21 protein-coding genes, 1 tRNA gene and 1 pseudogene are annotated in these 23,668 nt (G+C 40.7%); 16 read left to right on the top strand and 7 right to left on the bottom strand.

Translation table 11 applies throughout. The features are described 5' to 3' along the window. Positions 1 to 2: 2 nt before the first annotated feature. The 3 genes from HCN54_RS13875 to HCN54_RS13885 form a co-directional block, all read right to left on the bottom strand. Positions 3 to 2,930: a SusC/RagA family TonB-linked outer membrane protein gene (locus HCN54_RS13875; RefSeq protein WP_167598251.1), complete on the bottom strand. Its 2,928-nt coding sequence runs from the start codon at positions 2,928 to 2,930 to the stop codon at positions 3 to 5. Positions 2,931 to 3,250: 320 nt separating this feature from the next. Next, a complete protein-coding gene (locus tag HCN54_RS13880) occupies positions 3,251 to 4,933 on the bottom strand; it encodes a DUF6377 domain-containing protein (RefSeq protein ID WP_167598252.1) in 1,683 nt (560 codons plus the stop codon). 76 nt (positions 4,934 to 5,009) lie between these two features. Further along, positions 5,010 to 5,089: transfer RNA gene (locus tag HCN54_RS13885), tRNA-Leu, on the bottom strand. A gap of 308 nt (positions 5,090 to 5,397) precedes the next feature. On the opposite strand from HCN54_RS13885, the gene HCN54_RS13890 reads away from it, so the two are divergent. The 16 genes and pseudogenes from HCN54_RS13890 to HCN54_RS17590 form a co-directional block, all read left to right on the top strand. Continuing rightward, positions 5,398 to 6,339 (top strand): ribose-phosphate pyrophosphokinase, encoded by a 942-nt coding sequence (locus HCN54_RS13890; protein ID WP_167598253.1) that lies wholly within the window; start codon positions 5,398 to 5,400, stop codon positions 6,337 to 6,339. A 26-nt stretch (positions 6,340 to 6,365) separates the two neighbouring features. After that, entirely contained in the window at positions 6,366 to 7,004 is a 639-nt protein-coding gene (locus tag HCN54_RS13895) for a 50S ribosomal protein L25/general stress protein Ctc (RefSeq protein WP_072980560.1), read from the top strand. Between the two features lie 269 nt (positions 7,005 to 7,273). Beyond that, positions 7,274 to 7,840, top strand: a complete 567-nt coding sequence (pth, locus tag HCN54_RS13900; RefSeq protein ID WP_240924893.1) for an aminoacyl-tRNA hydrolase — start codon at positions 7,274 to 7,276, stop codon at positions 7,838 to 7,840. A gap of 1 nt (position 7,841) precedes the next feature. Beyond that, entirely contained in the window at positions 7,842 to 8,777 is a 936-nt protein-coding gene (locus HCN54_RS13905) for a bifunctional riboflavin kinase/FAD synthetase (RefSeq protein ID WP_167598255.1), read from the top strand. Then, complete coding sequence (locus HCN54_RS13910) at positions 8,770 to 10,128, top strand: HTTM domain-containing protein (protein WP_167598256.1); 1,359 nt, start codon at positions 8,770 to 8,772, stop codon at positions 10,126 to 10,128. Before HCN54_RS13905 ends, HCN54_RS13910 begins: the two co-directional genes overlap by 8 nt. Positions 10,129 to 10,269: 141 nt before the next feature. Beyond that, entirely contained in the window at positions 10,270 to 11,538 is a 1,269-nt protein-coding gene (gene serS / locus HCN54_RS13915; protein WP_167598257.1) for a serine--tRNA ligase, read from the top strand. Between the two features lie 86 nt (positions 11,539 to 11,624). Further along, complete coding sequence (locus HCN54_RS13920) at positions 11,625 to 13,409, top strand: tetratricopeptide repeat protein (RefSeq protein WP_167598258.1); 1,785 nt, start codon at positions 11,625 to 11,627, stop codon at positions 13,407 to 13,409. A gap of 78 nt (positions 13,410 to 13,487) precedes the next feature. After that, on the top strand, positions 13,488 to 13,814 hold the full coding sequence (locus HCN54_RS13925) for a DUF4286 family protein (RefSeq protein WP_072980570.1): 327 nt from the start codon (positions 13,488 to 13,490) through the stop codon (positions 13,812 to 13,814). 31 nt (positions 13,815 to 13,845) lie between these two features. Then, complete coding sequence (rsmA, locus tag HCN54_RS13930) at positions 13,846 to 14,697, top strand: 16S rRNA (adenine(1518)-N(6)/adenine(1519)-N(6))-dimethyltransferase RsmA (protein WP_167598259.1); 852 nt, start codon at positions 13,846 to 13,848, stop codon at positions 14,695 to 14,697. A 140-nt stretch (positions 14,698 to 14,837) separates the two neighbouring features. Continuing rightward, complete coding sequence (mgtE, locus tag HCN54_RS13935) at positions 14,838 to 16,190, top strand: magnesium transporter (protein ID WP_167598260.1); 1,353 nt, start codon at positions 14,838 to 14,840, stop codon at positions 16,188 to 16,190. Positions 16,191 to 16,259: 69 nt separating this feature from the next. Then, positions 16,260 to 16,670, top strand: coding sequence for an acyl-CoA thioesterase (locus tag HCN54_RS13940; RefSeq protein ID WP_167598261.1), 411 nt, complete (start codon positions 16,260 to 16,262; stop codon positions 16,668 to 16,670). A gap of 18 nt (positions 16,671 to 16,688) precedes the next feature. Beyond that, complete coding sequence (locus HCN54_RS13945; RefSeq protein ID WP_167598262.1) at positions 16,689 to 17,633, top strand: 2-hydroxyacid dehydrogenase; 945 nt, start codon at positions 16,689 to 16,691, stop codon at positions 17,631 to 17,633. Between the two features lie 72 nt (positions 17,634 to 17,705). After that, positions 17,706 to 18,308, top strand: a complete 603-nt coding sequence (locus tag HCN54_RS13950; RefSeq protein ID WP_167598263.1) for a MarR family winged helix-turn-helix transcriptional regulator — start codon at positions 17,706 to 17,708, stop codon at positions 18,306 to 18,308. A gap of 6 nt (positions 18,309 to 18,314) precedes the next feature. After that, positions 18,315 to 18,716, top strand: a complete 402-nt coding sequence (locus HCN54_RS13955) for a VOC family protein (RefSeq protein ID WP_167598264.1) — start codon at positions 18,315 to 18,317, stop codon at positions 18,714 to 18,716. 20 nt (positions 18,717 to 18,736) lie between these two features. Beyond that, positions 18,737 to 18,997: a hypothetical protein gene (locus HCN54_RS17585; RefSeq protein ID WP_317171976.1), complete on the top strand. Its 261-nt coding sequence runs from the start codon at positions 18,737 to 18,739 to the stop codon at positions 18,995 to 18,997. A gap of 12 nt (positions 18,998 to 19,009) precedes the next feature. Then, positions 19,010 to 19,228, top strand: a pseudogene (locus HCN54_RS17590) (GNAT family N-acetyltransferase); the annotation flags it as partial. On the opposite strand, the gene HCN54_RS13965 reads toward HCN54_RS17590, so the two are convergent. The 4 genes from HCN54_RS13965 to HCN54_RS13980 all read right to left on the bottom strand — a co-directional run bounded on the left by HCN54_RS13965 (position 19,215) and on the right by HCN54_RS13980 (position 23,545). Further along, positions 19,215 to 21,047 carry a lysophospholipid acyltransferase family protein gene (locus HCN54_RS13965; RefSeq protein WP_072980585.1) on the bottom strand — a complete coding sequence of 611 codons (1,833 nt, stop codon included), beginning with the start codon at positions 21,045 to 21,047 and terminating at the stop codon, positions 19,215 to 19,217. The pseudogene HCN54_RS17590 and the gene HCN54_RS13965 sit on opposite strands and share 14 nt — an antisense overlap. Before the next feature lie 137 nt (positions 21,048 to 21,184). Beyond that, entirely contained in the window at positions 21,185 to 22,438 is a 1,254-nt protein-coding gene (locus HCN54_RS13970) for an aspartate kinase (RefSeq protein WP_167598265.1), read from the bottom strand. A 9-nt stretch (positions 22,439 to 22,447) separates the two neighbouring features. Further along, positions 22,448 to 22,936 carry a GNAT family N-acetyltransferase gene (locus tag HCN54_RS13975; RefSeq protein WP_167598266.1) on the bottom strand — a complete coding sequence of 163 codons (489 nt, stop codon included), beginning with the start codon at positions 22,934 to 22,936 and terminating at the stop codon, positions 22,448 to 22,450. Between the two features lie 183 nt (positions 22,937 to 23,119). Continuing rightward, the gene (locus tag HCN54_RS13980; protein WP_167598267.1) at positions 23,120 to 23,545 is read right to left on the bottom strand and encodes a TerB family tellurite resistance protein; all 426 of its coding nucleotides are present in this window, start codon (positions 23,543 to 23,545) and stop codon (positions 23,120 to 23,122) included. Between the last annotated feature and the right edge of the window lie 123 nt (positions 23,546 to 23,668).

Here is a 23,668-nt window from a genome sequence, read left to right on the forward strand (position 1 = left end):
TTTTAGAAATTTAGATTTACACCAAATGTGAAAATTCGTGGTCTTGGGTAGAAGTTGTTATCGATACCTCCGCTTATTTCAGGATCTAATCCGTCATATTCGGTGATGATCAACACGTTTTGCGCAGAACCATACAATCTCAATGAAGCATCGTCAAATAACTGCGGAAACGTGTACCCAAGGGTTATGTTATCAAGTTTAAAGAATGAGGCGTTTTGCACGTAATAATCACTCTGCAAACTAGACTCTGTTATAGTCTGAAAACCTGTATTGAAATAATCTCTGTGTAAATTGGTAAGAATGCTGTTTTCGGTAGCACGTACTTCATACGATCTGCTCGAAGCCATATTGTTGTATGCATAATTTCCTAAGCTCGCACGCGTTACAATCGCCAAATCCCAGCTCTTGTAGTTAAGGTTTGTATTAAGCCCCATTGTAACATCTGCAAACGGATCTTTATACAAGTAGCGATCTTCATCATTGATCTGGTTATCACCGTTGCGGTCTACAAAAGCACCCTCAATAGGACGACCATTATCATCATACACTTGCTTGTACACCCAGTAGCTAAACGGAGTATACCCTTCTTTGTGAAGTTGCACGGTATTACCGGTTCCACCTGAAATCCCACCTACTTCGACTTGATCAGGAAGGTTGGTGATTTCGTTATCGTTATAAGCAACGTTATAGCCTATTCTCCAAGTAAAATCTTCAGTCTGAACAGGAGTTACGTTCAGTTCAAACTCGATACCCTTATTCTCCATATCTCCAATATTCTTGTTGATCTTATTAGAGAAATTGGTAAATGGGTCTACCGTCACAAAACTGATCAGATCTTCGGTTTTCTTAAGATAAGCGTTTAACGAACCCGTTACACGGTTGTTGAATAAGGCATAATCAATACCTGCGTTAAAGGTCTTACCTACTTCCCAACGCAAATCTTCATTGTATGCATCTGGACGGTAGGTTTGATAATAAGTATCTCCAAACTGATAGTTGGCATTTGATCTACTTCCGGTATAATTGGTCAAGAAAAGATAATCTCCAAGACCGTTTACGTTAGCGATCTCACCATAACCTACGCGTAATTTCAGCTGGTTGATGGTTTCAGAATTGAAGAAATTTTCATTATTGATATTCCAAGCTACTGCAAATGATGGGAAATATCCCCAGCGGTCATCCGGATTCAACTTAGAAGAGGCATCCGCACGCATCGTAGCCGTTAATAAATAGCGGTCGTCATAGTTATAGTTTGCACGACCAAAATAAGAAAGCAAGGTGCTTCTCCATTTATCAATAAATTCGGCATCATTACCTTCTTCTTGTGCTTCGCTATCAAAGCTGTAGTTATCGTACTCAAAACTTTGGTAAGAATAACCGGCAACAGCGTTTAATGAACTCTTCCCAAAATCTTTGTCGTAGGTTAAATACGCATCAAAAAGTTGGTTAGTCGCCCTGTTGATGTAATTAGAATATGAACCATTCCAATCTAATTGCGAAGAAGGCATATTTTCTGAAACAATAGTTCTTCCGTGGCTATTGGTTTTATCTAGACCAATATTAACCGTAGCGGTAATATCTGAGAAAAAATGCAGCTTGTAATCAATTTTAGCATTTCCTATAAATCTTCTGATCTCCGCAGAATCATCCTTTTCATTGATCAACGCGATTGGGTTTGTGGGGGAAAGGCTATTCTGAATAAAGCGATCTGCTTCAGCATTATAAATATACCACCCGTTGTAGTTTGAAAATGGTGAATCAGCACTATAGATAGGTTTCGTAGGATCGTAATCTACCGAAGCTCCAATCGCATCACGATTTGCAAATTCGTTTTCGGTATACATTCCTCGGGCGTTGATTTCAGCCTTTAAATAACCATCAAGTACACTAGGTCTTAAACTTACCGAACCTGTAGTTCTGGTAAAGTTATCACCACGTAAAACTCCATCCTGATTGGTATATCCTAATGAAGCACGTACTGGCATAAAATTACCTACATTTCCGGTGGTGCTGATGTTGTGCTCTGCACCCATCGCCTCAGTATAGATCTCTTCTTGCCAGTTTATAGAAGCGTTTCCTAAACGCGCTCTCGCCGCATCATTTCCTACTCTGTTAACCAGCGTTCTAAACTCATCGCCATTCATCACATCTACATAATTTGTAGGTCTGTACACCGTAGTTGCGCCGCTGTAGTTGAATTTGAATTCGGTTCCTTTTCCTTTTTTGGTTGTGATCAAAATCACCCCGTTTGCTGCTCGCGAACCGTAAATCGCCGTAGAAGATGCATCTTTAAGCACGGTCATACTTTCAATATCGGCCGGGTTGATAAAGTCTAACGGGTTACGCGATCCACCCACATTACTGTTATCTAAAGGAATCCCGTCAACAACATACAAAGGCGAACTGTTTAAAGAAATCGAACCAATACCTCGAATATTGATGTTTTGCCCTTCACCAGGTGCTCCACCTCCAGAGGTTACTGTAACCCCGGCAATCTTACCGGTGATCAACTGCCCTGCGGTGTTCACCTGACCTTTATTAAAATCTTCGGTAGACACTTGATTTACCGCACCGGTCGCATCTTTTTTGGTCACGCTACCATAACCAATCACCACGACTTCATCTAAGCTGGTCTGGTTTTCTTCTAACGCGACATTTACTGTGGCTTGCCCGGTATACGTGATTTGTTGCTCGGTAAAGCCCAAAAACGAAAACAACAAAACATCACCTTCATTCACGTTGTTGATGGTGTAGTTTCCGTCAAAATCTGTAGTAGTACCATTGCTGGTACCCTGTACAATGATATTTGCTCCGGGAATTGACATTCCTGTCGCCTTCTCGGTCACTACTCCCGTTACTGAGTTTTGCGCAAAGAGTGCGACAGGAACCATAAAGAGCAAAAACCTTAAGCTTTTGAAAAGTTCTCTCATAAAATTTACATTCATTAAATAGTTGCTAATGCTTGTTTCTGTTTTTAAGACCCATTTTTTTGAAAACGTTTGCGTCAAGCGGAATGACTTATTACGAAATCGTATTCTTAAAATGAATTTAAAAGTTAATTGTGTATCAGATTAGGTCAATAATCCACATACAGAGCAAATTTGAAGAATTTAGATGCTGATATTACGTGAAGAAAATTTTATATAGAAAATAAAATCAGAATATTGATTATAAAAAACTGAATATTAAATAATTGTGATTTATTCTTAGCGTTTTTTATATAGAAATTATATAGTAAAATGATCGAATTTTATTGCTTGATTCGGGTTTTTTCAAGCAACATTTGATCAAAATCCTTCTTATCTAAAAATGATTTATTCCTAATTTTAGTCTTGTAAGCGTAGATCGAATTAACAGAATACCCTAAAATCTGGGCTATAATTTCATTATGCTTAATTCCGAGACGAATCAGTGCGAAGATGCGAAGCTCTTTATTTAACAATTGGTCTTTTTTCAACTTGATTTGCTCTTCCGGTTTGAGCAACGCATTGAATTCTGCAATGAAATTGGGAAAGAGTTTTATAAACGCTTCATCAAAACTTTCGAGTAGTTTTTTCTTTTCCTTCTTCAAGTCATAAACCGTGGTCAGATATTTAATGCGCTCCAAATTATTAGACTTTAGGTTGCGCTCAATCCCGGTCTTGAATTCTTTGAACTTCTCAAAAATATCAGCATCCTGTGTAAAGAAAAAACCAATATATTCCTCCTTAATTGTATTGGCCTCCTGCAAAAGATCATTTACCCGATTGAGTTCTTCATTTTGAGAGTGTACCGTCTCATTAACCTCTACAATGCGATCATTTTTGACTTGCAAATCATTATGCGCTACGAGCAGCGCCTTTCTAGCACGTTTAAGTCGGCGTAGTTGCACATAGGTAATTATAGCCAAAGCCAGCAACACCACAAGTAAAATACTCAACATGATATTTTGCTTAGATAATCTCGCGCGCTGCGTTTCGACCTGATTAATAATTTGCTCTTCTATATTAGGTAAAATAGCACCTACACGTATTTTACGTTGTTGAGCCCCATAAGCTTCAGCATCTGCGTTGGCTTTTTTGATAAATACAGAAGCTAGTTTAACATCGCCCTTTTTAAATAAAAATTCAGCCAACTGGATCATCGACAGGTTTTCTTTAGCCGAAGACTTTATATCTGCTATAGAAGATTGCGCAAGGTGCTTTATGGCCAGTTCCTCTGCCCCCATTTGCACGTAAATATCTCCTAAAACCGAATTGACCACCGCTTGGGATCTCAGGTCATCCCGCATAGCTAACGATGGCTTAAGATCTTTAAGTGCTTCTTCAAGATTTCCGTATTTAAAATTTAAGTAGCCGCGCAGCATAATGAAATCCCACGTATCAGGAACGGCCAGCTCTAAAGATTTCTGATGATAGTCTTTAGCGCGCTTACGGTAAAGATCAGAGTAATAGGAAATGGTACTGTAGTCTGCCATATCACTATAACAGCGCCCTAACAAACCATTTAAGGAAAAACGAATGTCTTTGGGAATATCATCAAGATCAGCATCATTCAAGTAAGCCAGCGCTTCACTAAACATCCCTGCGGAAACACAAACATTGGCCAGATCTAGTGTAGTTTCGGCGATCAAACGTTCATCGCCCAACTGCTCAGCAAGATGCTTAGATTGTATCGCATACTTGAAAGCCGAATCTTGTTTGAAAATTCGGTATTCAAAAAAAAGAGCTCTGTTTAAATCAAATTGCTGCTGTACCGAAGCACCATCAAGTGCATAGAGTTGTTTTGACAAGTCATTGATGCGCTCCACTTTAATACGATCGTAGGCATCAGATTGCTCAATGGTTTGCAGCAGCTCGTCTAAAACATCATTTTTTTGAGCAAAGATTTCACCGCAAAACAACACCAAGCAAAAACTAAAAATAAGTGCAGTATGTTTTGTCGTGAAATTCATATGTTATTTTGATGCGCTTAGAAGCTAAATATAATCAAAACTAAAAAAGCCTTTAAGCAATGCTTAAAGGCTTTTGTACCCCGGGTGGGAATCGAACCCACACTCCTAAGAACTGGGTTTTGAATCCAGCGCGTCTACCAATTCCGCCACCGAGGCATTAGGTCAAAGTCTTGAGTTGTTCTTTACCAACACCAGACTTCCAGTATTTCTCTCTTTTACGAGCTTCAATTCGTGTTGAAGCTTCTTAAACCATTAACAAAAACCGGCTTGAATACACACAGCTTTTTAACCACGTCTACCTCCCGATAGTCATCGGGACCGCCACCGAGGCATTAATGGACCGCAAAAGTAATAAAATTTCCCAATCTTCAATCAAATAAATAGCAAATAAATACTTAGAAGCCAATTTAATTTATACTTTTGCAGCCTCTTATACTTTTAGCAAATCTAAACATAAGATAACCATGTCATTATCAGCCCCTGATGCGAAAATTTTTCCCTGCACACAAAGCCGGGATTTAGCCGAAAAAATAGCGAAGGCTTACGGGCAACCGCTGGGCAAGATAATTACATCAACCTATAGTGACGGCGAGTTTCAGCCTTCTTTTGAAGAGTCTATTCGCGGTTCGCGCGTTTTCATTATTGGCTCTACGATGCCAAGCAGTGAAAACCTGATGGAAATGTTACTTATGTTAGACGCTGCAAAACGCGCTTCGGCACGCCATATTACAGCAGTGTTACCGTATTTTGGTTGGGCACGTCAGGATCGTAAAGACAAACCTCGCGTTCCTATCGCAGCAAAATTGGTGGCTAATCTATTAGAGACGGCAGGTGCAACCCGCATCATTACGATGGACTTGCACGCAGATCAAATTCAAGGATTCTTTGAACGTCCGGTAGATCACCTGTTTGCTTCAACAGTGTTCTTACCGTATTTAGAGTTGCTTAATTTACCAAACTTAACAATCGCATCGCCAGATATGGGTGGTTCTAAAAGAGCTTACGCCTATTCTAAAGCTTTAGATTGTGATGTGGTTATCTGTTACAAGCAGCGCGAAAAGGCAAACGTAATTAGTCATATGGAACTTATTGGGGATGTAAAAGGGCGCAATGTAATTCTTGCAGATGATATGGTAGATACTGCCGGAACCTTAACTAAAGCTGCAGACCTAATGATGGAACGCGGCGCGCTTAGCGTGAGAGCAATATGTACACACGCACTGTTAAGTGGTAATGCTTATGAGCGTCTTGAAAACAGTAAACTTCAAGAACTTATAGTTACAGACAGTATTCCACCGAAACAGGAAAGCAGCAAAGTGCGTATTTTAAGTTGCGCCGAATTGTTTGCCGATGTAATGCATCGTGTTCACAGTAACACATCGATTGCATCAAAATTTTTAATGTAATTTATTAATACTTAATATATAATTAAATGAAGTCAATCACGATCACAGGATCTAAAAGAGAAAGCGTGGGCAAAAAGGCAACTAAAGCCCTACGTAATGCTGGAGAGGTTCCTTGCGTATTATACGGAGGAGACGAGCCAGTTCATTTTAGCGCACCAGAGCTTGCGTTTAAAGGTTTGGTTTATACTCCAGATGCGCATACCGCGACGTTGGAGCTTGACGGAACTACCTACATGGCAATCCTTCAGGACATCCAATTTCACCCGGTTACAGATCGCATACTTCACATCGATTTCTATCAAATCTTTGAAGGTAAAGAGGTAACTATGACTATTCCTGTACACTACGAGGGTAACTCTAGAGGTGTACGTAACGGTGGTGTATTACGTAAAACATATCGTACACTTCGCGTTAAGGCATTGCCTAAAAACCTTCCTGATTATGTTGTTGCAGATATTACCAAACTTAAAATTGGTGATAAATTATACATCACAGGAATCGAGCAAGGAGAATGGAAATATCTTCACCCAGACAACACTGTTGTTTGTCAAGTTAGAACTTCACGTAATATGGTTGAAGACCTTGATGACGAGGATGAAGATGAAGAAGGAGCAACTGCAGAAGGTACAGAAGCTACTGAACAAGCTGCTGACGCTGCAGAATAAGTTGAAAAACCTATCTGATCTTAAAACACCCGCCAGTGCGGGTGTTTTTTTTTGACTTTTCTTAAACACCTTGGTTTTGCAATTTTCTGATAAGCTTAACCCTATTCTGCGTCCAAAACGCAACAAAATCATAAATTTGCGCAAAGGTTTACTTGCTTTGCTTTAACGCTTCGGCAAGTGCTTTTAAAAGCTTTAAAACACGATTCTCTAAAATGACATCAGGCTTTTTCAGCAAGCTTTTCGGTTCAAAAAAAGAAAGCATTGATCCTATGAATAAATACCTAATTATAGGTTTGGGGAACATTGGGCCCAAATATGATAACACACGGCATAACATCGGCTTTAAGATCATTGATGCCTATGCCAGCGAAAAAGAAACCTCCTGGTCTACCGAAAAACTTGGTGATATCGCCTACACTAAAGTACGAGGTCGCACCGTAGTTTTGCTCAAGCCTAACACCTATATGAACCTTAGCGGCAAAGCAGTTAAATACTGGATGCAGAAAGAGAACATCAGTATTGAAAATATTCTGGTGATCACAGATGATCTCAATCTGGAATTTGGCACCATTCGGGTAAAAAGCAAAGGCAGTGATGGCGGACACAACGGATTAAAAGACATTCAAAACCAGCTTTCAACAACTAAATACCCACGGTTTAGATTTGGTATTGGTGATCGCTTTAGCCGTGGCAAGCAAATAGATTATGTTTTGGGCGAGTGGGATAAAGACGAAGACCTTGATATGCCAGAAAGACTAGACATCTCGTGCAAGGTAATCGAAAGTTTCATAGCTTCGGGAATAGCAAATACGATGAACGCTTACAACGGAAAATAAATTGAAACAGCATACTTCAGCAGATACATTTGACGGTCTCAAAGGTACGGTAGTCACTATCGGAACTTTTGACGGTGTGCATCTGGGACATCGTAAAATCATAGATCGCCTCTTGGCGAGCGCACAAAGCAACGACCTAGAATCTGTAGTTCTTACCTTTTTTCCGCATCCGCGTATGGTGCTGCAAAAAGATACAGGCATCAAACTCATAAACAGCATAAACGAGCGTATTGCACTTTTAGAAGCTTCGGGTCTCGATCATTTGATCATTCACCCGTTTACTAAAGCTTTCTCGCGCCTTACCGCAGAAGAGTTTGTAAAAGATATTTTAGTAGATCAGTTAAAAGCCAGAAAAGTCATTATAGGTTATGATCATCGTTTTGGCCGTAACCGCAATGCCAATATTGAAGACCTAAAGGCTTTTGGAACACAGTATGATTTTGAAGTTGAAGAGATTTCTAAGCAGGACGTAGATGACGTTGCAGTTAGTTCTACTAAAATCAGAAAGGCTTTAAATGAAGGTGATCTTACAAAAGCTAACGAGTATTTAGGCTACCCGTTTATGCTTAACGGTATTGTTTCTCGCGGAAAAGGATTGGGTAAAAAATTCAATTATCCTACAGCCAATTTAAAGATCGAAGAAACCTATAAGCTCATTCCGGCAAAAGGCGTTTATGTCGCTAGAGCTAGCATCAACGGCAAAGAGGTTTACGGTATGATGAGCATTGGCACTAACCCCACCGTGGGTGGAAGCGATCTTACTATTGAAACATTTTTCTTTGATTTTGAAGCTGATCTTTATGATCAACATTTGCAAATAGAATTGCTCACCCGTATTAGAGATGAGAAAAAATTCAATTCGGTTGACGAACTTATCGCTGCTATGCAGGCTGATGAACGATTTTCGCGTGATTTTATTCAAAAAATAGATGCTTGAACGGTGGTTGTATAAACGTGTAGACAATAGTGCCCTCATTGTTTTCAGGGCGATTTTTGGCTTTCTAATTACCGCAGAAGCCTGGGGCGCGATCGCCACAGGATGGATCAAACACACACTACTAGAGGGAGATTTTACCTTTAACTTTATAGGCTTTGACTTTTTGCAGCCGCTTCCCGGTGATGGGATGTATTACTATTACGGCCTGATGGGGCTTTTTGGCGTTTTTGTGATGCTTGGTTTCAAATACCGTTTTAGCGTGATCGCTTACGGTTTGATGTGGACTTGCGTCTATTTGATGCAAAAATCCTCATACAACAACCATTATTACCTTTTAATGCTTTTACTGGGAATCATGGCCTGCCTCCCGGCACATCGGTACTTATCCCTAGATGTCAAGTTCAATCCTAAATTGAAAAAAATAAGTATGCCTCGCTGGGTGTATATCATCATTATCGCTCAGTTATGGATTGTGTACACCTACGCCTCTATCGCTAAAATATATCCAGATTGGCTTGATGCAAGTATGGCTGCGCAACTTATGGCAGCACGCAAAGACTATTGGTTAGTGGGTGATTTCCTGCAACAAAATTGGGTGCATTGGAGCATTGCTTATGTAGGTATATTATTTGACGGTCTGATCATTCCGGCTTTGCTATTCAAGCCTACACGCAAAGTGGCCTTCTTTATATCTATATTTTTTCACCTGTTCAACTCCTTTATCTTCCATATCGGGATTTTCCCGTATATGTCACTTGCGTTCACGCTTTTCTTTTTCCCTGCGGAAACTGTGCGTAATATATTTTTAAAAGGAAAAGAATTGTACTCGGGTAACGAAATCATCAAGCCCAAAACGTACAAACCCATCGTAGCGCTTTTTGGCCTCTACTTTGTGATTCAGATCGCGCTGCCTTTGAGACACTGGATCATTAAAGACGATGTATTATGGACCGAAGAAGGCCATCGCCTCAGTTGGCGTATGATGTTACGCTCTAAAGGCGGAAGAATAAGTTTTAAAGTCATCGATAAAAAAACCGGTCTTGAGCAAAGCTTCAATTATCGCAAAATGCTCTCTCGGAAACAACAGCGCGTGGTAGCCACAAAACCAGATGTAATTTGGCAATTCTGCCAGCGCATAAAAGAAGATTTCGCCAAAAAAGGCAAAGAGGTTGCCATTTATGTGAATTGTAAGATCAAGGTTAACGATAGTGACCTTCACACCTTGATAGACCCTAAAGTCGATATGGCTTCTGCATCTTGGGATTATTTCTGGCACAATGAGTGGATTCTTCCTTCCCCATTGCATAACGAAAAAAGAAAACCACCGTACGCTCCTGAAGGTCTTCAGTAATATTTTGAAGCATTTTTAAAGCGGAGAAGTCTGCGTGGCAAACCTTCAAAAATTTAGGTTGTATACGATTAGACTTGTTTGTTTAAACTTGGTTTGTTTTCAGCGGCATTTATGTATTTTTGCCGTCTAAAATTTAAAGCCATGCTACACGTTACAGACATTCGTGACCACAAAGAAGATTACATAAATGCGCTAACTAAGCGTAATTTTGATGCAACTGAAGTGTTTGAACAAGTGCTTTCACTTGACGAAAAACGCCGTAGCACGCAAGCCTCCTTAGACAATACTCTAGCTGAAAGCAACAAACTCTCTAAAGAGATCGGGATGCTTTTTAAAAATGGTGAAGCTCAAAAAGCAAACTTGCTTAAAGAGCGCACCGGTAAATTAAAAGAAGATTCAAAAAACCTTCAAGAGGTGCTTAATGCAACGGTCGAAGAACTTGATCAGTTGCTATATACGATTCCTAATATTCCGCAAGCAAGCGTTCCTGCAGGAAAAAGCGACGAGGATAATGAAGAAGTTTTCCGCAAGGGTGATGTTCCTGTTTTGGCAGAAGGCAGCCTTCCGCATTGGGAATTGGCAAAAAAGTATGACATCATCGATTTTGAATTGGGTACCAAAGTAACCGGAGCCGGATTTCCTGTTTATAAAGGAAAAGGAGCGCGATTACAACGCGCGCTTATCAACTATTTTCTCGATAAGAATACCGCAGCCGGATACAACGAAGTGCAAGTGCCACACCTAGTAAATGAAGCTTCCGGTTTTGGTACGGGCCAGCTTCCTGACAAAGAAGGTCAAATGTATCACGTAGGCGTTGATGACCTTTATTTGATTCCAACCGCTGAAGTACCTGTGACAAATATGTTCCGTGACAGCTTACTTGAAGAAAAAGAGTTACCTATCACGTGCACCGGGTATACACCTTGTTTCCGCCGTGAGGCAGGTTCTTACGGGGCACACGTACGTGGCCTTAACCGCCTGCACCAGTTTGATAAAGTTGAGATCGTTCGCATTGAGAAAGCTGAAGATAGCGACGCTGCCCTTGACGGAATGGTAGAACACGTAAAAATGATCTTAGACGAGTTAAAGCTACCGTATAGAATTTTGCGCCTTTGTGGTGGCGATCTAGGTTTTACTTCAAGTCTTACTTATGATTTTGAAGTGTTTTCTACCGCACAAGATCGTTGGTTAGAGATCAGTAGTGTTTCTAACTTTAAAACCTTTCAGGCAAATCGTTTAAAGTTGCGTTATCGCGATGCTGAAGGCAATAAACAGCTTGCGCACACCCTTAACGGTAGCTCACTAGCATTACCCCGCGTACTTGCCGGAATTCTCGAAAATTATCAAACCGAAGATGGAATTACCATTCCTGAGGCACTTGTACCGTATTGCGGTTTTGATAAAATTTAAGCAACAAATACTAGCATAACTGGGCTTTCGTTTTAGAAGCAGGAGACTGCTTGAACTTTAGTATCTTTAACTAAAATCGAAAGCCTGTGTTACGCGTATTTTTCTTAGCTCTTTCTTTCCTTGGCTTTTTGCCACTTCAGGCTCAAGAAGATCTTCTTGCGCGTAATTATATGCAACAGGGCGCTTATGAAAAAGCCGCGCTTTTATATGAAGGCTTGGTAGCAAAAACTCCCGGAAACACCAATCTGGTCACTAGCTTGGTTGAAGCGTATCAGCAATTAGAACAGTACGACAAAGCCGAAAAAGTACTGTTAGAAACGCTTGAACTGTCTAAAAATCTTGTCTACATCAAAGTTGATTTGGCTTACAATTATCAATTGCAAGGCTTGGATGCTAAAGCGCAACAACTCTATAAAGAGGTTATTGAGCAGGTAAGCGCAAATCCGCCGCTAGCGAGTATGGTAGGCCGAACGTTTAAAAAATACAACCTACTAGACGAGGCTGCCACAACCTATACTTTAGCAAAAGACGCCGGCTTAAACAGTGTTTATATCAATGTGGAACTGGCCCGCATTTATGGCGAGCAGGGCAACATTGAGCAGATGTTTGATGCGTATATCAACCTTATTTTAGACAGTGACCGGTATCAAAGTCTTGCGCAGCGCGCATTTAATGATTTTATCACTGATGATCCTCAAAATGAAGCCAACGGCATTTTTAGAACCCTGCTGCTCAAAAGACTTCAAGACGATCCCAACCTGCTTTACAACCGTTTGTTAAGTTGGTTGTTCATTCAGCAGAAAGAATACAGCAAAGCATTTATTCAAGAAAAAGCGATCGCACGACGCACAAATGATCTTAATGGCATTTTTACTCTTGCAAGTGTAGCCAAAGAAAATGAAGCTTTTGAGCTGGCAAGCACGATTTATCAATACCTCGTAGAGCAAGCACCAAGCGACGAGATGCGCCTGTTTGCACATCAAGAATTACTGGATCTCAGAGTTCAAAAGAACGATCAGGCAGATTTTGCTAGCATTGAAGCGGCATATAAAAGTTTGCTTAATCAATTCGGCAAGGCTGCCGAAACGCTTGATCTACAAACTAAATACGCACACTTTTTAGCCTTCAATCAAAATAAAAAGGAAGAAGCTTCGGCATTTTTAAAAGAAACACTCAATTTAAAACTGAATCGGTTTCAAGAAGCCCGCGTTAAAATGGAACTTGCCGATATTTTGGTTCTTGAGGAACGCTTCAACGCAGCATTGATCTATTATTCTCAAATTCAGAAGAATTTAAAAGACAATATTTTAGCCCAAGAAGCACGTTTTAAAGTCGCAAAAACCAGTTATTACAAAGGTGACTTTGAGTGGGCAAAAACACAGCTGAAGGTTTTAAAATCTTCTGCTGAGCAATTGATCGCTAACGATGCTCAAGACTTGTATTTACTGATTACAGACAATACTGTGGGTGATTCTACACAAACCGCACTAAAGACTTTTGCTAAAGCAGATCTGTTACTTTTTCAGAACAAACAGGATGCAGCGCTAGAGGTTTACAATACGCTTTTAGCTGAACATAAGGATAAAGCCATTGAAGATGAAACCTTGCTGGAACAGGCAAAAATCTTTGAAAACAAAAGCCTATACGATCGTGCGGCGCAAAATTACCTGCTTATTTTAGAGAAACACGGCGACGATATTCTTGCAGATGATGCACATTATCGCTTGGGTAATTTATATGCAAACGAATTGGAGCAGCCCGAAAAAGCAAAAGAGCAGTACGAGAAGATCATTTTTAATTTTGCTGACAGTATTTTTTATGTAGATGCGCAGCAAAAATACCGCAAATTAAGAGGGGACGCGATCAACTGATGTGTATCTTTGCCGACCAAAAAAAGATGACCTGCCTTAGGGTATTATTTCCTACGGTGGTGCTAAAAAAATTGCGCTATGATTATATATAATGTTACGGTAAATGTTGATGACAGTGTACACAGCGATTGGTTGTACTGGATTCGCAATGAGCACATCCCAGATATGCTTGCTACCGGAAAATTTGTAAAAGCTTTAATGACCAAAGTTTTGGTCAAAGAAGAAATGGGTGGCCAGAGCTACTCGATACAATACACTGCAAAAAGCAAAGATTCTCTAGCACGCTATTATAAAGAAGACGCACCAAAACTTCGTGAAGAAGCCGGGCGTTTTGGTGATAAAGTACTTTCGTTTAGAACAGAACTTGAGATCATCACCGAGCAAACCGAATTTAAACCGCAGTAATCGCTTAAGCCTGCATTTTTAAATCCTATTGATGAAAAAAAAGTTTACCCGTACGCATAAAAAAGCCGCTTCAGAAGATCCTGTGAAGGCCAAAAAGCATTTGGGTCAACACTTTTTAAAGGATGAAACTATTGCAAAAAAAATAGCTGAAACCTTAAGCTATGACGAGTATTCTGAAGTTTTAGAAATAGGCCCTGGCACCGGTGTGCTTACAAAATATTTGTTGCGCAAAGACAGCAACGTAACCGCGATGGACCTTGACAGCGAGTCTATCGTGTATCTCAATCACAGCTTTCCGTTAGAACATCCACAACTTATGGAAGGCTGTACTTTAAATGTCGTAGAAGCCGACTTTCTCAAGTTTGATCTCAGCAAATTATTTGGGGGTCAAGCTTTTGCCATCACCGGGAATTTCCCGTATAATATTTCAACGCAAATCGTGTTTAAAATGCTGGAGTGGCGCGATCAGGTGCCAGAATTTAGCGGAATGTTTCAGAAAGAAGTGGCGCAGCGCATTTGTGAGCCAGAAGGCAGCAAAGCTTACGGCATTCTTTCGGTATTGGCACAAGCTTTTTATGATGCCGAATATTTATTTACCGTTCCGCCCGGTGTTTTCAATCCGCCGCCTAAGGTAGACAGCGGAGTTCTAAAACTCACCCGTAAGGCCAATTACAAAGATCTTGCTTGCGATCCTGATCAATTGTTCAAAGTGGTTAAAATGGCATTTCAGCAACGGCGCAAAACCCTCAGGAACAGCCTTAAACAATTAGAACTCAGCGACAGCTTTCGCGAAAGCGAAATTTTTAATAAACGCCCAGAGCAACTGAGCGTAGCGGCCTTTATTAAACTCACTCAAGATATTGCCGAAGATTTAGCAAAGTAGGTCTTATCCCAAGCCAACAACAATATCGTTTTCGGGCTTAGCCGGGCGGTAAATGTATCTTAAACCCCACGCAATCTGTGTTGAGTTTATTTATATTTGCCTGACTCAAAAAAATACAAACCCTCAATAAAGTAGCGACTATGGCTTTTGAACTTACCGAAGACCTTATAGAGCAAATTGAAAACTTTATCGAGGTTGGTGATGACACCAGTATTCTTGCACTTTTAGAGGAAGTTCACCACGCTGATATCGCCGAGATCCTTGATGAGATCTCTACCGAAGAGGCCACCTACCTGATCAAACTTCTGGATAGTGAGAAAACTTCTGAAGCGCTGATGGAGCTTGACGAAGGCTATCGGGAAGAAATTCTGGACAACCTTTCGCCTCAAGAAATTGCAGATGAACTTAACGAACTAGACACCGATGATGCGGTTGACTTTTTATCTGAATTAGATGAAGATATTCAGCGTCAGGTTATTGATGCGATTGAAGATGAAGAGCATGCGCGCGACATTATTGAGATGTTGCGTTATGATGAGGATTCTGCCGGTGGTCTGATGGCAAAAGAGCTCGTACGCGTGCGCGAAACGTGGACGGTTGACGGTTGTGTGCGCAAAATGCGGGCGCAGGCGCAGAACGTGACTCGGGTACATTCGGTTTATGTGGTTGATAAAAATGATCATCTCATCGGAAGGCTTTCTTTAAAAGACCTGCTGACCGCCGAAGCCAAGTCTAAGATTTCAGACATTTATATACCCAATGTAGATTCGGTAAACGTGCATGATACCGGCGAGGATGTAGCCCGAATTATGCAAAAATACGATCTAGAAGCGGTACCAGTCGTAAATGATGCCGGTGTGCTACTCGGGCGTATTACGGTTGATGATATTCTTGATTTTATACGAGATGAGGCCGATGAAGATTACCGAATGGCGGCAGGTATTTCTCAGACCGTTGAGGCTGACGACAACCTGTTTAAACTCACCAGAGCGCGACTGCCGTGGTTGATGATCGGGATGTTTGGTGGTCTTGGGGCTGCAAGTATTATAACCGGTTTCAACAGTATTTTTGAAACTTTTCCTAAGCTGCTCGTTTTCGTGCCGCTCATTCAGGCAACCGCCGGAAACGTAGGCGTTCAATCTAGTGCGATCGTCGTTCAAGGATTGGCAAACGATTCGCTTAAAGGCAATATCGCCGGACGTTTACTCAAAGAATGTGCTTTGGCGATTATTAATGGTCTTGCCATCGCAACGGTTGTTCTCGTCATCAGTCATTTTTTCTTTGAAACCACCTATTTAGAGTCGGTAAGCATTGGGGTTGCGATCATTGCCGTTATTATTTTAGCCGCCTTGATCGGCACTTTTATTCCGATTGTATTAGACAAAAGAGGTATCGATCCCGCTGTAGCTACAGGTCCGTTTATCACCACCAGCAATGACGTCTTCGGTATTCTCACTTACTTTTTAATCGCCAAGCTCATTCTGGGCTTCTAGTGGTATTAAATTCTTCTCAAAACTACTTATAACAGTCACGCTCCTTTTAGAGTTTCGTATTTTTGAGCAATGATGAATGCAAAAACGTTTAAGCTCAATATTACAGTTCCTGCCGAAGCAATTGACGGCTTAGGCCACGTAAATAACGTGATCTATTTACAATGGGTGCAAGATGTCGCTGAAGCCCACTGGCAGCATAATTCAACCGAAGAAATGCTACAAAAATATGCCTGGGTCGCTTTGGAGCACACAATCAAATATCACGCTCCGGCCTTTGAAGGGGAGCAAATTACCATTGAGACTTGGGTAGAAAAATTTGAAGGCGTTCGCTCTATTAGACGCACTAAAATCTTTAGACCTTCAGACAACAAAGTTCTTGCAACTTCGATCACAAATTGGTGCCTTTTGAATATGCAAACCCGCAAGCCATTACGCGTTCCGGAGTCGTTTACCGCATATTATGAGGAGGTTAATCAATAAGCATTTTATCTTTTTACTATGAAAATTCTACATATAGACAGCAACCACGAATTGATGATCGAGCAACTCCAAGCCGCAGGTCATATCAATGAGGAGGACTATACATCTTCAAAAGAGGAGATCGAAGCAAAAATCGATCAGTATGAAGGCGTGGTCATTCGCAGCAGATTTAAGATCGACAAGCAGTTTCTTGATGCTGCCACCAATCTTAAATTCATTGCCCGTGTGGGTGCCGGTCTAGAGAGCATAGATATTCCTTATGCGGAGTCAAAAGGAATCGCTCTAATCGCAGCACCTGAGGGCAATCGCAATGCTGTTGGGGAACACGCTTTAGGTATGTTGCTGATGCTTTTCAACAAACTAAAGCAAGCCGACACCGAAGTTCGCGCCGGACAGTGGAATCGTGAGAAAAACCGCGGTTTGGAGCTCGAAGGTAAAACGGTAGGACTCATAGGTTATGGGAATATGGGTAATGCATTCTCTAAGAAGTTGAAAGGCTTTGACTGCGAAGTGCTTTGTTATGATATTCGCCCTAATTTAGGCAATGAGAATGCCACTCAGGTGAGTTTAGAAGAACTTCAGCAACGTGCAGATGTTTTGAGTTTACATACACCGTGGACGCCACTTACTGATAAAATGGTAAATACTGAATTTATCAACGGATTTAAAAAACCGTTTTGGCTTATCAATACCGCTCGCGGAAAAAGTGTAGTGACTGAAGCGCTTACCAATGCTTTAAAAAGTGGAAAGATCTTAGGTGCGGGACTTGATGTTCTAGAATACGAGAAACTCTCCTTTGAAAATCTATTTACCGAAACTGAGCAAATGCCTGAACCGCTACAATACTTAATTCAAGCTGAAAATGTAGTGCTCACACCACACATCGCAGGCTGGACAGTCGAAAGCAAGATTAAACTCGCACAGACTATTGTTGACAAAATTCTAGCGCTAGAAACTAAATAGGATTCCATACTACTAGCTTAAAATGGTTGGTTTTAAGGCTTTTTTGTAACTTAGGAGTGGTAACACTCTTCTATGCAACACATTTACGATCCTGATTTTCAAAACAAAGATTTAGCTGCGAAAACAACGGCTGCCTTTGATAAGCTGGCTGATGCTCTTAAAACAATGCAGTGGGCGAGCCAAAAAGAAAATGGCTTCTCCCCGCTTCAACAAAAGTTAATATTTTTTATTGCCTATCATGGCCCCACAGAAAACACCGTGACTCAACTGGTTAAAGAATTTAAGGTTACTAAAGCAACGATTAGTGATTGTATAAAAACACTCGAACAGCGCAAACTGCTCATCAAAGTACTCAACCATAAAGACAACAGGCGTTTTCACATTACACTCACCGAAAAAGGTAAAGAAGTAGTTGCCCAACTCACCGAACCTGCAACACCCGTCTACAAAGCTTTAGAAACAGAATCCTCTGAAGATTTAAAGCAGCTTTATACTAGTTTGTTTTCCATACTATCTAAATTGAGTAAAGAAAATACGGTCGCTTTAAGCAGATCGTGTAACGATTGCAAAGCCTACCGTTCAGACGGAATCAATCATGCTTTTTGTATGCAATTACGCACGCAACTGCAGCCTGAAAATCGAAGAATAGATTGTCCTAAACATCAACCTAAATAATATAGTATGAAAAACAGAGTAACCGGATTGGGCGGATTTTTCTTTAAAACCCAAAATCCAGATGCAATTAAAGCGTGGTATAAAACGCATTTAGGAATTCCTACAGACCAATATGGGTGGACGTTCTGGTGGCGTGATGAACAAGGGAATAAGTGCTCAACACAGTGGAGTCCTTTTCAGCAGGATACCTCCTATTTTTCTCCAAGCGAGAAGCAGTTTATGATGAATTTTAGAGTAGAAAATTTAGTTGAATTGCTAGAAGTACTTAAACAAGAAGGTGTCGAGATCGTGGGGGAAATGGAAGAATACGATTACGGCAAGTTAGGTTGGATCTTAGATCCTGAAGGCAATAAAATTGAACTTTGGGAGCCTGTTGATTTCGTATTCTTAGATGAGAGTGAAAAATAACATTCCATATTCCTGAAACTATGGATCTTCTAATTCGACCTTTTAAACCCAAGGATTATCCTGAAGTCGCTAAAATCTATCAAGCAGGCATCGACACTCAAATTGCAACCTTTGAAACGGAGGCTCCCGTATTTGAAGCTTGGGATTTACGTTTTTGCAAAGCGTGCAGACTGGTTGCTGAGGTTGATCATAAGATTGCAGGCTGGGCAGCGTTAAGTCTGGTTTCTAAACGAGAAGTTTATCGCGGGGTTGCGGAAGTCACAGTGTATGTCGCACCGTAACACCAAAATAAAAGAATAGGTCTTCACTTGCTTAAAGCGCTTATTCAAGCAAGTGAACAAGCAGGTTTTTGGACGCTAACTGCACATATTTTTCCGCAAAATAAGGCCAGTATTCACGTGCATCAAAAGTTAGGTTTCAAGCTTCTAGGAATTCATGAAAAAATCGCTAAGTGTAATGGTGAATGGCAAGACAATGCGCTTCTAGAACGCCGAAGCACTAAGATTCTTTAGCCGACTCGTCCTCGTTGCGTGCCTGCTCCAGCTTCTGCTCTAATTCAGCTTGAAATTCTTCAAGAACCGGCTTTACGGTACTTTCCGGAAGGTCTTCGATCTTGATATACATGAGTCCGTCAATAGCATCATTAAACAACGGGTCTACATTAAAAGCGATCACTTTTGCATTCTGCTTGATGTATTTTTTGATCAACACCGGGAGACGTAGATTACCGGTTTCCATCTCTTCGATGATCTTGTCAAACTTATTGAGATCAGCTTCAGTCTCATCAAAAACAAATTCTTTATCGGCATCTTTCAGCTTAACCTTAAATTCCTTTTTCGGTCTGATGTACTGCGCGATATACGGATCGTAATAATGCGAACGCATAAACTCGATCATCAGCGACTTAGAAAAATTTGAAAACTGATTGCTGATACTCACGCCACCAATAAGGTATTTATGCTCAGGAAAACGCAAAGTGGTATGTACAATTCCACGCCATAATAAAAAGAGCGGCATCGGCTTTTGTTGGTACTCTTTGATCACAAATGCGCGACCCATTTCTATGCTTTCGCCCATCATTTTATGCAGCTCAGGTTCAAACCTAAATAAGCTTTGTAAGTAGAAACCATTGATACCATGTTCTGGCATAATATGCGCTCCAAGCCCCATTCTATAGGCTCCGGCGATTTTTTTGCTATCCTCATCCCAAAGAAATAAATGATGATAATGATGATCATAGCGATCCAGATCTGTAGGTTCGTTAGTGCCCTCTCCTACTTCTCTAAAGGTGATCTCCCGCAAGCGCCCAATCTCATTTAAAATATTAGGAATGATCTCTGCGGAAGCCAAAAACACCTCATAATTTTTGCTCTGCAACAGCCTTTTCTCGTTCTCACGAAGCTTGTTCACTTCCTGCTCAATGAGTTCGGCTTTAACTTCGTTGGCGATCTTCTTAGGCTCTTTAGGAGTTTTTAAAGATTGTGGAATAGTGCTCAAAAGCGATGATTTTTTCTCAAAAGTCTTCGCCAGAATATAGGTTTTACGTCTTAGGAATTCCGTGAAATCCTCTAAGCTTTCGTGCTCTTTTTGCGCCTTAACCGAAATAGGATTTCCAATACGCACGTGAATGGTACGTTTTTTCTGTGTAAGCAATTCCGAAGGAAGTTTAGCCGTACGCAAAGTGTCGCTAATGCGCGACAGCTGGTAAAACAACCTGCTGTTTTTTGCGTGAAAATAAATAGGAACCACAGGAACCTCTGCACGCTTGATGAGTTTCATCGCAGCCTCTTCCCAAGGTTTATCTATTATAAGTTTATCATCCTTATACGTAGAAACTTCTCCCGCTGGAAATATCCCTAACGGATGCCCGTCTCTCAAATGCCTGATCGCCTGTTTGAATCCGGCGATACTCGATTGCGCATCCTTATGATCTTCAAACGGATTTACCGGCATCACATAAGGCTTTAATGGCTTAATGCGATGCAGCAGAAAATTTGCGATAATTTTAAAGTCAGGGCGCTGCTCTATGAGTAGTTTCAGTAATAAAATCCCATCAATTCCACCTAACGGGTGGTTACTTATGGTAATGTAACTTCCGGCTTTTGGCAAGCGCTTTAAATCTTCTTCGGGGATTTCAAAATCGATCTCAAATTCGTTTAGAATCGCATTGAGAAACTCGAGATCACTTAAGTGTTTGTTGCGGTCATAGATCTCGTTTGCTTTAGAAATCTTGAGCACTTTCATCAAGGTCCATCCCATAAACGTACCCGCAAAACCAAATTTATCTACGTTGATTGCCTTTGCAACTTCTTTTGCGGTAACTAATCCCATGAACTTTGTGTATTCAAAAAAATCTTTGCACCCGGCAAAGATGATATATTATAATTTCTTTGATGCAAGGTCTTACGTTTTGCAAAACCCCACTTTATAAGTAGGAAACAAAGATAGCAAAAAACGCAGCAAGCGCGCTATAAAGACACCAGCTGAACGGTATTTTGCATCACTTGTTTTAATAGAATTTCTTTGTCTTTTTCTAATTTGGCTAGCGCTTCATCTGTGGCGTGACGCAGCGTGTACAAGGATACATTCTCGTGTACCGTTACTTTAAAATCGGCACGCAGCTTAGCCACCAACGCGTCTAGATTTTTATATTTATTATCTACACAAACCGAAAAACTAATCGCTGAATTCTGGATCAGATCAACTTTCATTTTAAACATTCCCAGCAGTTTAAAGATCTCTCCAATATTTTCTTCCGCCATAAAAGAAAAATCCAAAGAAGATAGCGCAATGAGTACCTGATCGGTTTTTCTAATATAACACGGAATCAACGGCTCGATTAAAGTTCCTACACTCACTTGAGTACCGGGCTGCTCCGGATTCAAAAAAGACTTTACAAAAAGCGGAATTTCTTTACGCTGCAATGGCTGAAGCGTTTTAGGATGAATCACCGAAGCCCCATAAAAAGCCAACTCTATCGCTTCTTGATAGGAAATAAAGTTGAGTAACGTCGCATGTTCAAAATAACGCGGATCTGCACTTAACACTCCGGGAACATCTTTCCAAATGGTAACGCGCTCAGCATTGAGGCAATAGGCAATAATCGCAGCCGTGTAATCACTTCCTTCTCTGCCCAAGGTGGTTGAGAATCCGTTAGGATCTGAAGCGATAAAACCTTGGGTAAGCTGTATTCCTTTTTTAGGAAGTTTTCTACTCAAATTACGCATCGTAAGCTCCCAATCTACTTTTCCCTCGCGGTAATTGGTATCGGTTTTTAGATAATCGCGCACATCGTGCCAAGTAGTTCGGTAGCCTTCTTTTTCCAGAAATGCATTTACGATGGTAGTACTTAACAATTCGCCATAGATCACTACCTGATCGTAAACAAAATTATAATCGGGTGACTTATTGCGCTGTAAAAAGCCTTTTAATTCTTCAAGTAAAGCTTGAATTTGTTTAAAGACCGGAGCCGAAGGATTTTCAAAAAGTTCTAAGGCAATATTGTGATGAAAAGCCTCAACGGTCTCGATGGTATCGGTTTTAGCATTGGCATCAAAGTAGGCAGCTACCACATCCTCAAGCGCGTTAGTCATTTTACCCATCGCCGAAACAACAATCACAAGATCTTCAACTTGCGTTTGTTCTAAAACCTTCACCAAGTTCTTTACTCCTTCTGCATTTTGAACCGAAGCTCCACCAAATTTATAAACCTGAAATCCCATAGGCTGTAGTTATGCCAATCCTTTTTTGCTTAGAAATGCTTTCATTGCTTCAGTATCCATTTGCACTGTGTTCCATTCTTTCATCACGTTTGCTCCTGAAGCTTCATAAAAATCAACCGCCGAAGTATTCCAATCAAGAACCACCCATTCTACGCGTTTTAGACCCAGCTCGTACGTGTATTTGATCACTTCGGTATACAACGCCATCCCTAAACCTTCGCCACGATACTGCTCGCGTACGATGAGATCTTCAAGATGTACGGTGCGTCCCTTCCAAGTAGAAAAACGATAATAAACCAGCGCAATACCAAGGATCTCCGTGTCTCGTTCTGCAACAAAGCAGGTAAAATCGGCATTGTTCCCTGTACCGTACGCGATAAGATCATCTACCGTTACCTCAACAGCATCAGGCTCTTTTTCATAAACTGCCAGTTCTTTAATAAGGCGTAGTACCTGTGCCATATCATCGGCTTCGGCTTTGCGAATGGTTGCTTGCATAGTAATAGGTTTTCTAGCTAAATATACGTTTTACCCTAGAATCACGATAAAATATTTGTGTGCTGCCCAGAGAAAGTACCTTTAAAAGGTTTCTGAAAGTTTATACTTCCTTACAATTCTAAAAAATCAAAATGCCCGCTCTAGAAGGACTAAAGCGGGCATTGCAAATTTTATATGCTAAACCTATTTCTTATCTAAAAGATATAGGTAATCGTCAAAGTCAATTCCACCTTGAAAAATCTGAATAGAATGCTCTATCAACTGTTTTGCACGTTCAGCGCTAAAGCCTAGGCCTATCGCATATTTTTCAATTAAAAAACGCTCGTGATCATCAATCGTATGATCTACAAAGATCATTCTGAACAAATCGTGCAAGCGCTCTAAACGCTTTTCTGAATTGTTAGGAGGATTGATAGGATATCTGCGTGCATTTTCTACAATATCAACATACTCAGTCTCGTCAATATCGAGTTTTACAGCAAAACGCTTTAAAAGTTTAATTTCTTCGGCATTCAACTCTCCGTCTACCGTAGCCATATTTGCAATTGCTGCAAAATGCCCAAGGTTACGTCTATGCTCGCCACTATCAAATAAATCTGTAAAAGACATGGTTTAATTTTTAAGTGGTCAAAGATAATTATTTAAGCCGCTTATTAAAATTTAAAATTCAGTTTATCTCTGTCCGAAACGGATAACCAAAAAACCGTCACAGCTCCCCAAAAGCCTAAGCTT

Source organism: Leeuwenhoekiella sp. ZYFB001, from assembly GCF_011784865.1.
In the GTDB taxonomy this organism is placed as follows: Bacteria; Bacteroidota; Bacteroidia; order Flavobacteriales; family Flavobacteriaceae; genus Leeuwenhoekiella; species Leeuwenhoekiella palythoae.

Coding starts and splice junctions, on each gene's coding strand:
- mgtE (WP_167598260.1), top strand. CDS start 14,838: ATGGCTTTTGAACTTACCGAAGACCTTATAGAGCAAATTGAAAACTTT.
- HCN54_RS13875 (WP_167598251.1), bottom strand. CDS start 2,930: ATGAGAGAACTTTTCAAAAGCTTAAGGTTTTTGCTCTTTATGGTTCCT.
- rsmA (WP_167598259.1), top strand. CDS start 13,846: ATGAAAAAAAAGTTTACCCGTACGCATAAAAAAGCCGCTTCAGAAGAT.
- HCN54_RS13975 (WP_167598266.1), bottom strand. CDS start 22,936: ATGCAAGCAACCATTCGCAAAGCCGAAGCCGATGATATGGCACAGGTA.
- pth (WP_240924893.1), top strand. CDS start 7,274: ATGAATAAATACCTAATTATAGGTTTGGGGAACATTGGGCCCAAATAT.
- HCN54_RS13895 (WP_072980560.1), top strand. CDS start 6,366: ATGAAGTCAATCACGATCACAGGATCTAAAAGAGAAAGCGTGGGCAAA.
- HCN54_RS17585 (WP_317171976.1), top strand. CDS start 18,737: ATGGATCTTCTAATTCGACCTTTTAAACCCAAGGATTATCCTGAAGTC.
- HCN54_RS13955 (WP_167598264.1), top strand. CDS start 18,315: ATGAAAAACAGAGTAACCGGATTGGGCGGATTTTTCTTTAAAACCCAA.
- HCN54_RS13980 (WP_167598267.1), bottom strand. CDS start 23,545: ATGTCTTTTACAGATTTATTTGATAGTGGCGAGCATAGACGTAACCTT.
- HCN54_RS13925 (WP_072980570.1), top strand. CDS start 13,488: ATGATTATATATAATGTTACGGTAAATGTTGATGACAGTGTACACAGC.
- HCN54_RS13890 (WP_167598253.1), top strand. CDS start 5,398: ATGTCATTATCAGCCCCTGATGCGAAAATTTTTCCCTGCACACAAAGC.
- HCN54_RS13945 (WP_167598262.1), top strand. CDS start 16,689: ATGAAAATTCTACATATAGACAGCAACCACGAATTGATGATCGAGCAA.
- HCN54_RS13950 (WP_167598263.1), top strand. CDS start 17,706: ATGCAACACATTTACGATCCTGATTTTCAAAACAAAGATTTAGCTGCG.
- serS (WP_167598257.1), top strand. CDS start 10,270: ATGCTACACGTTACAGACATTCGTGACCACAAAGAAGATTACATAAAT.
- HCN54_RS13970 (WP_167598265.1), bottom strand. CDS start 22,438: ATGGGATTTCAGGTTTATAAATTTGGTGGAGCTTCGGTTCAAAATGCA.
- HCN54_RS13880 (WP_167598252.1), bottom strand. CDS start 4,933: ATGAATTTCACGACAAAACATACTGCACTTATTTTTAGTTTTTGCTTG.
- HCN54_RS13965 (WP_072980585.1), bottom strand. CDS start 21,047: ATGGGATTAGTTACCGCAAAAGAAGTTGCAAAGGCAATCAACGTAGAT.
- HCN54_RS13910 (WP_167598256.1), top strand. CDS start 8,770: ATGCTTGAACGGTGGTTGTATAAACGTGTAGACAATAGTGCCCTCATT.
- HCN54_RS13940 (WP_167598261.1), top strand. CDS start 16,260: ATGATGAATGCAAAAACGTTTAAGCTCAATATTACAGTTCCTGCCGAA.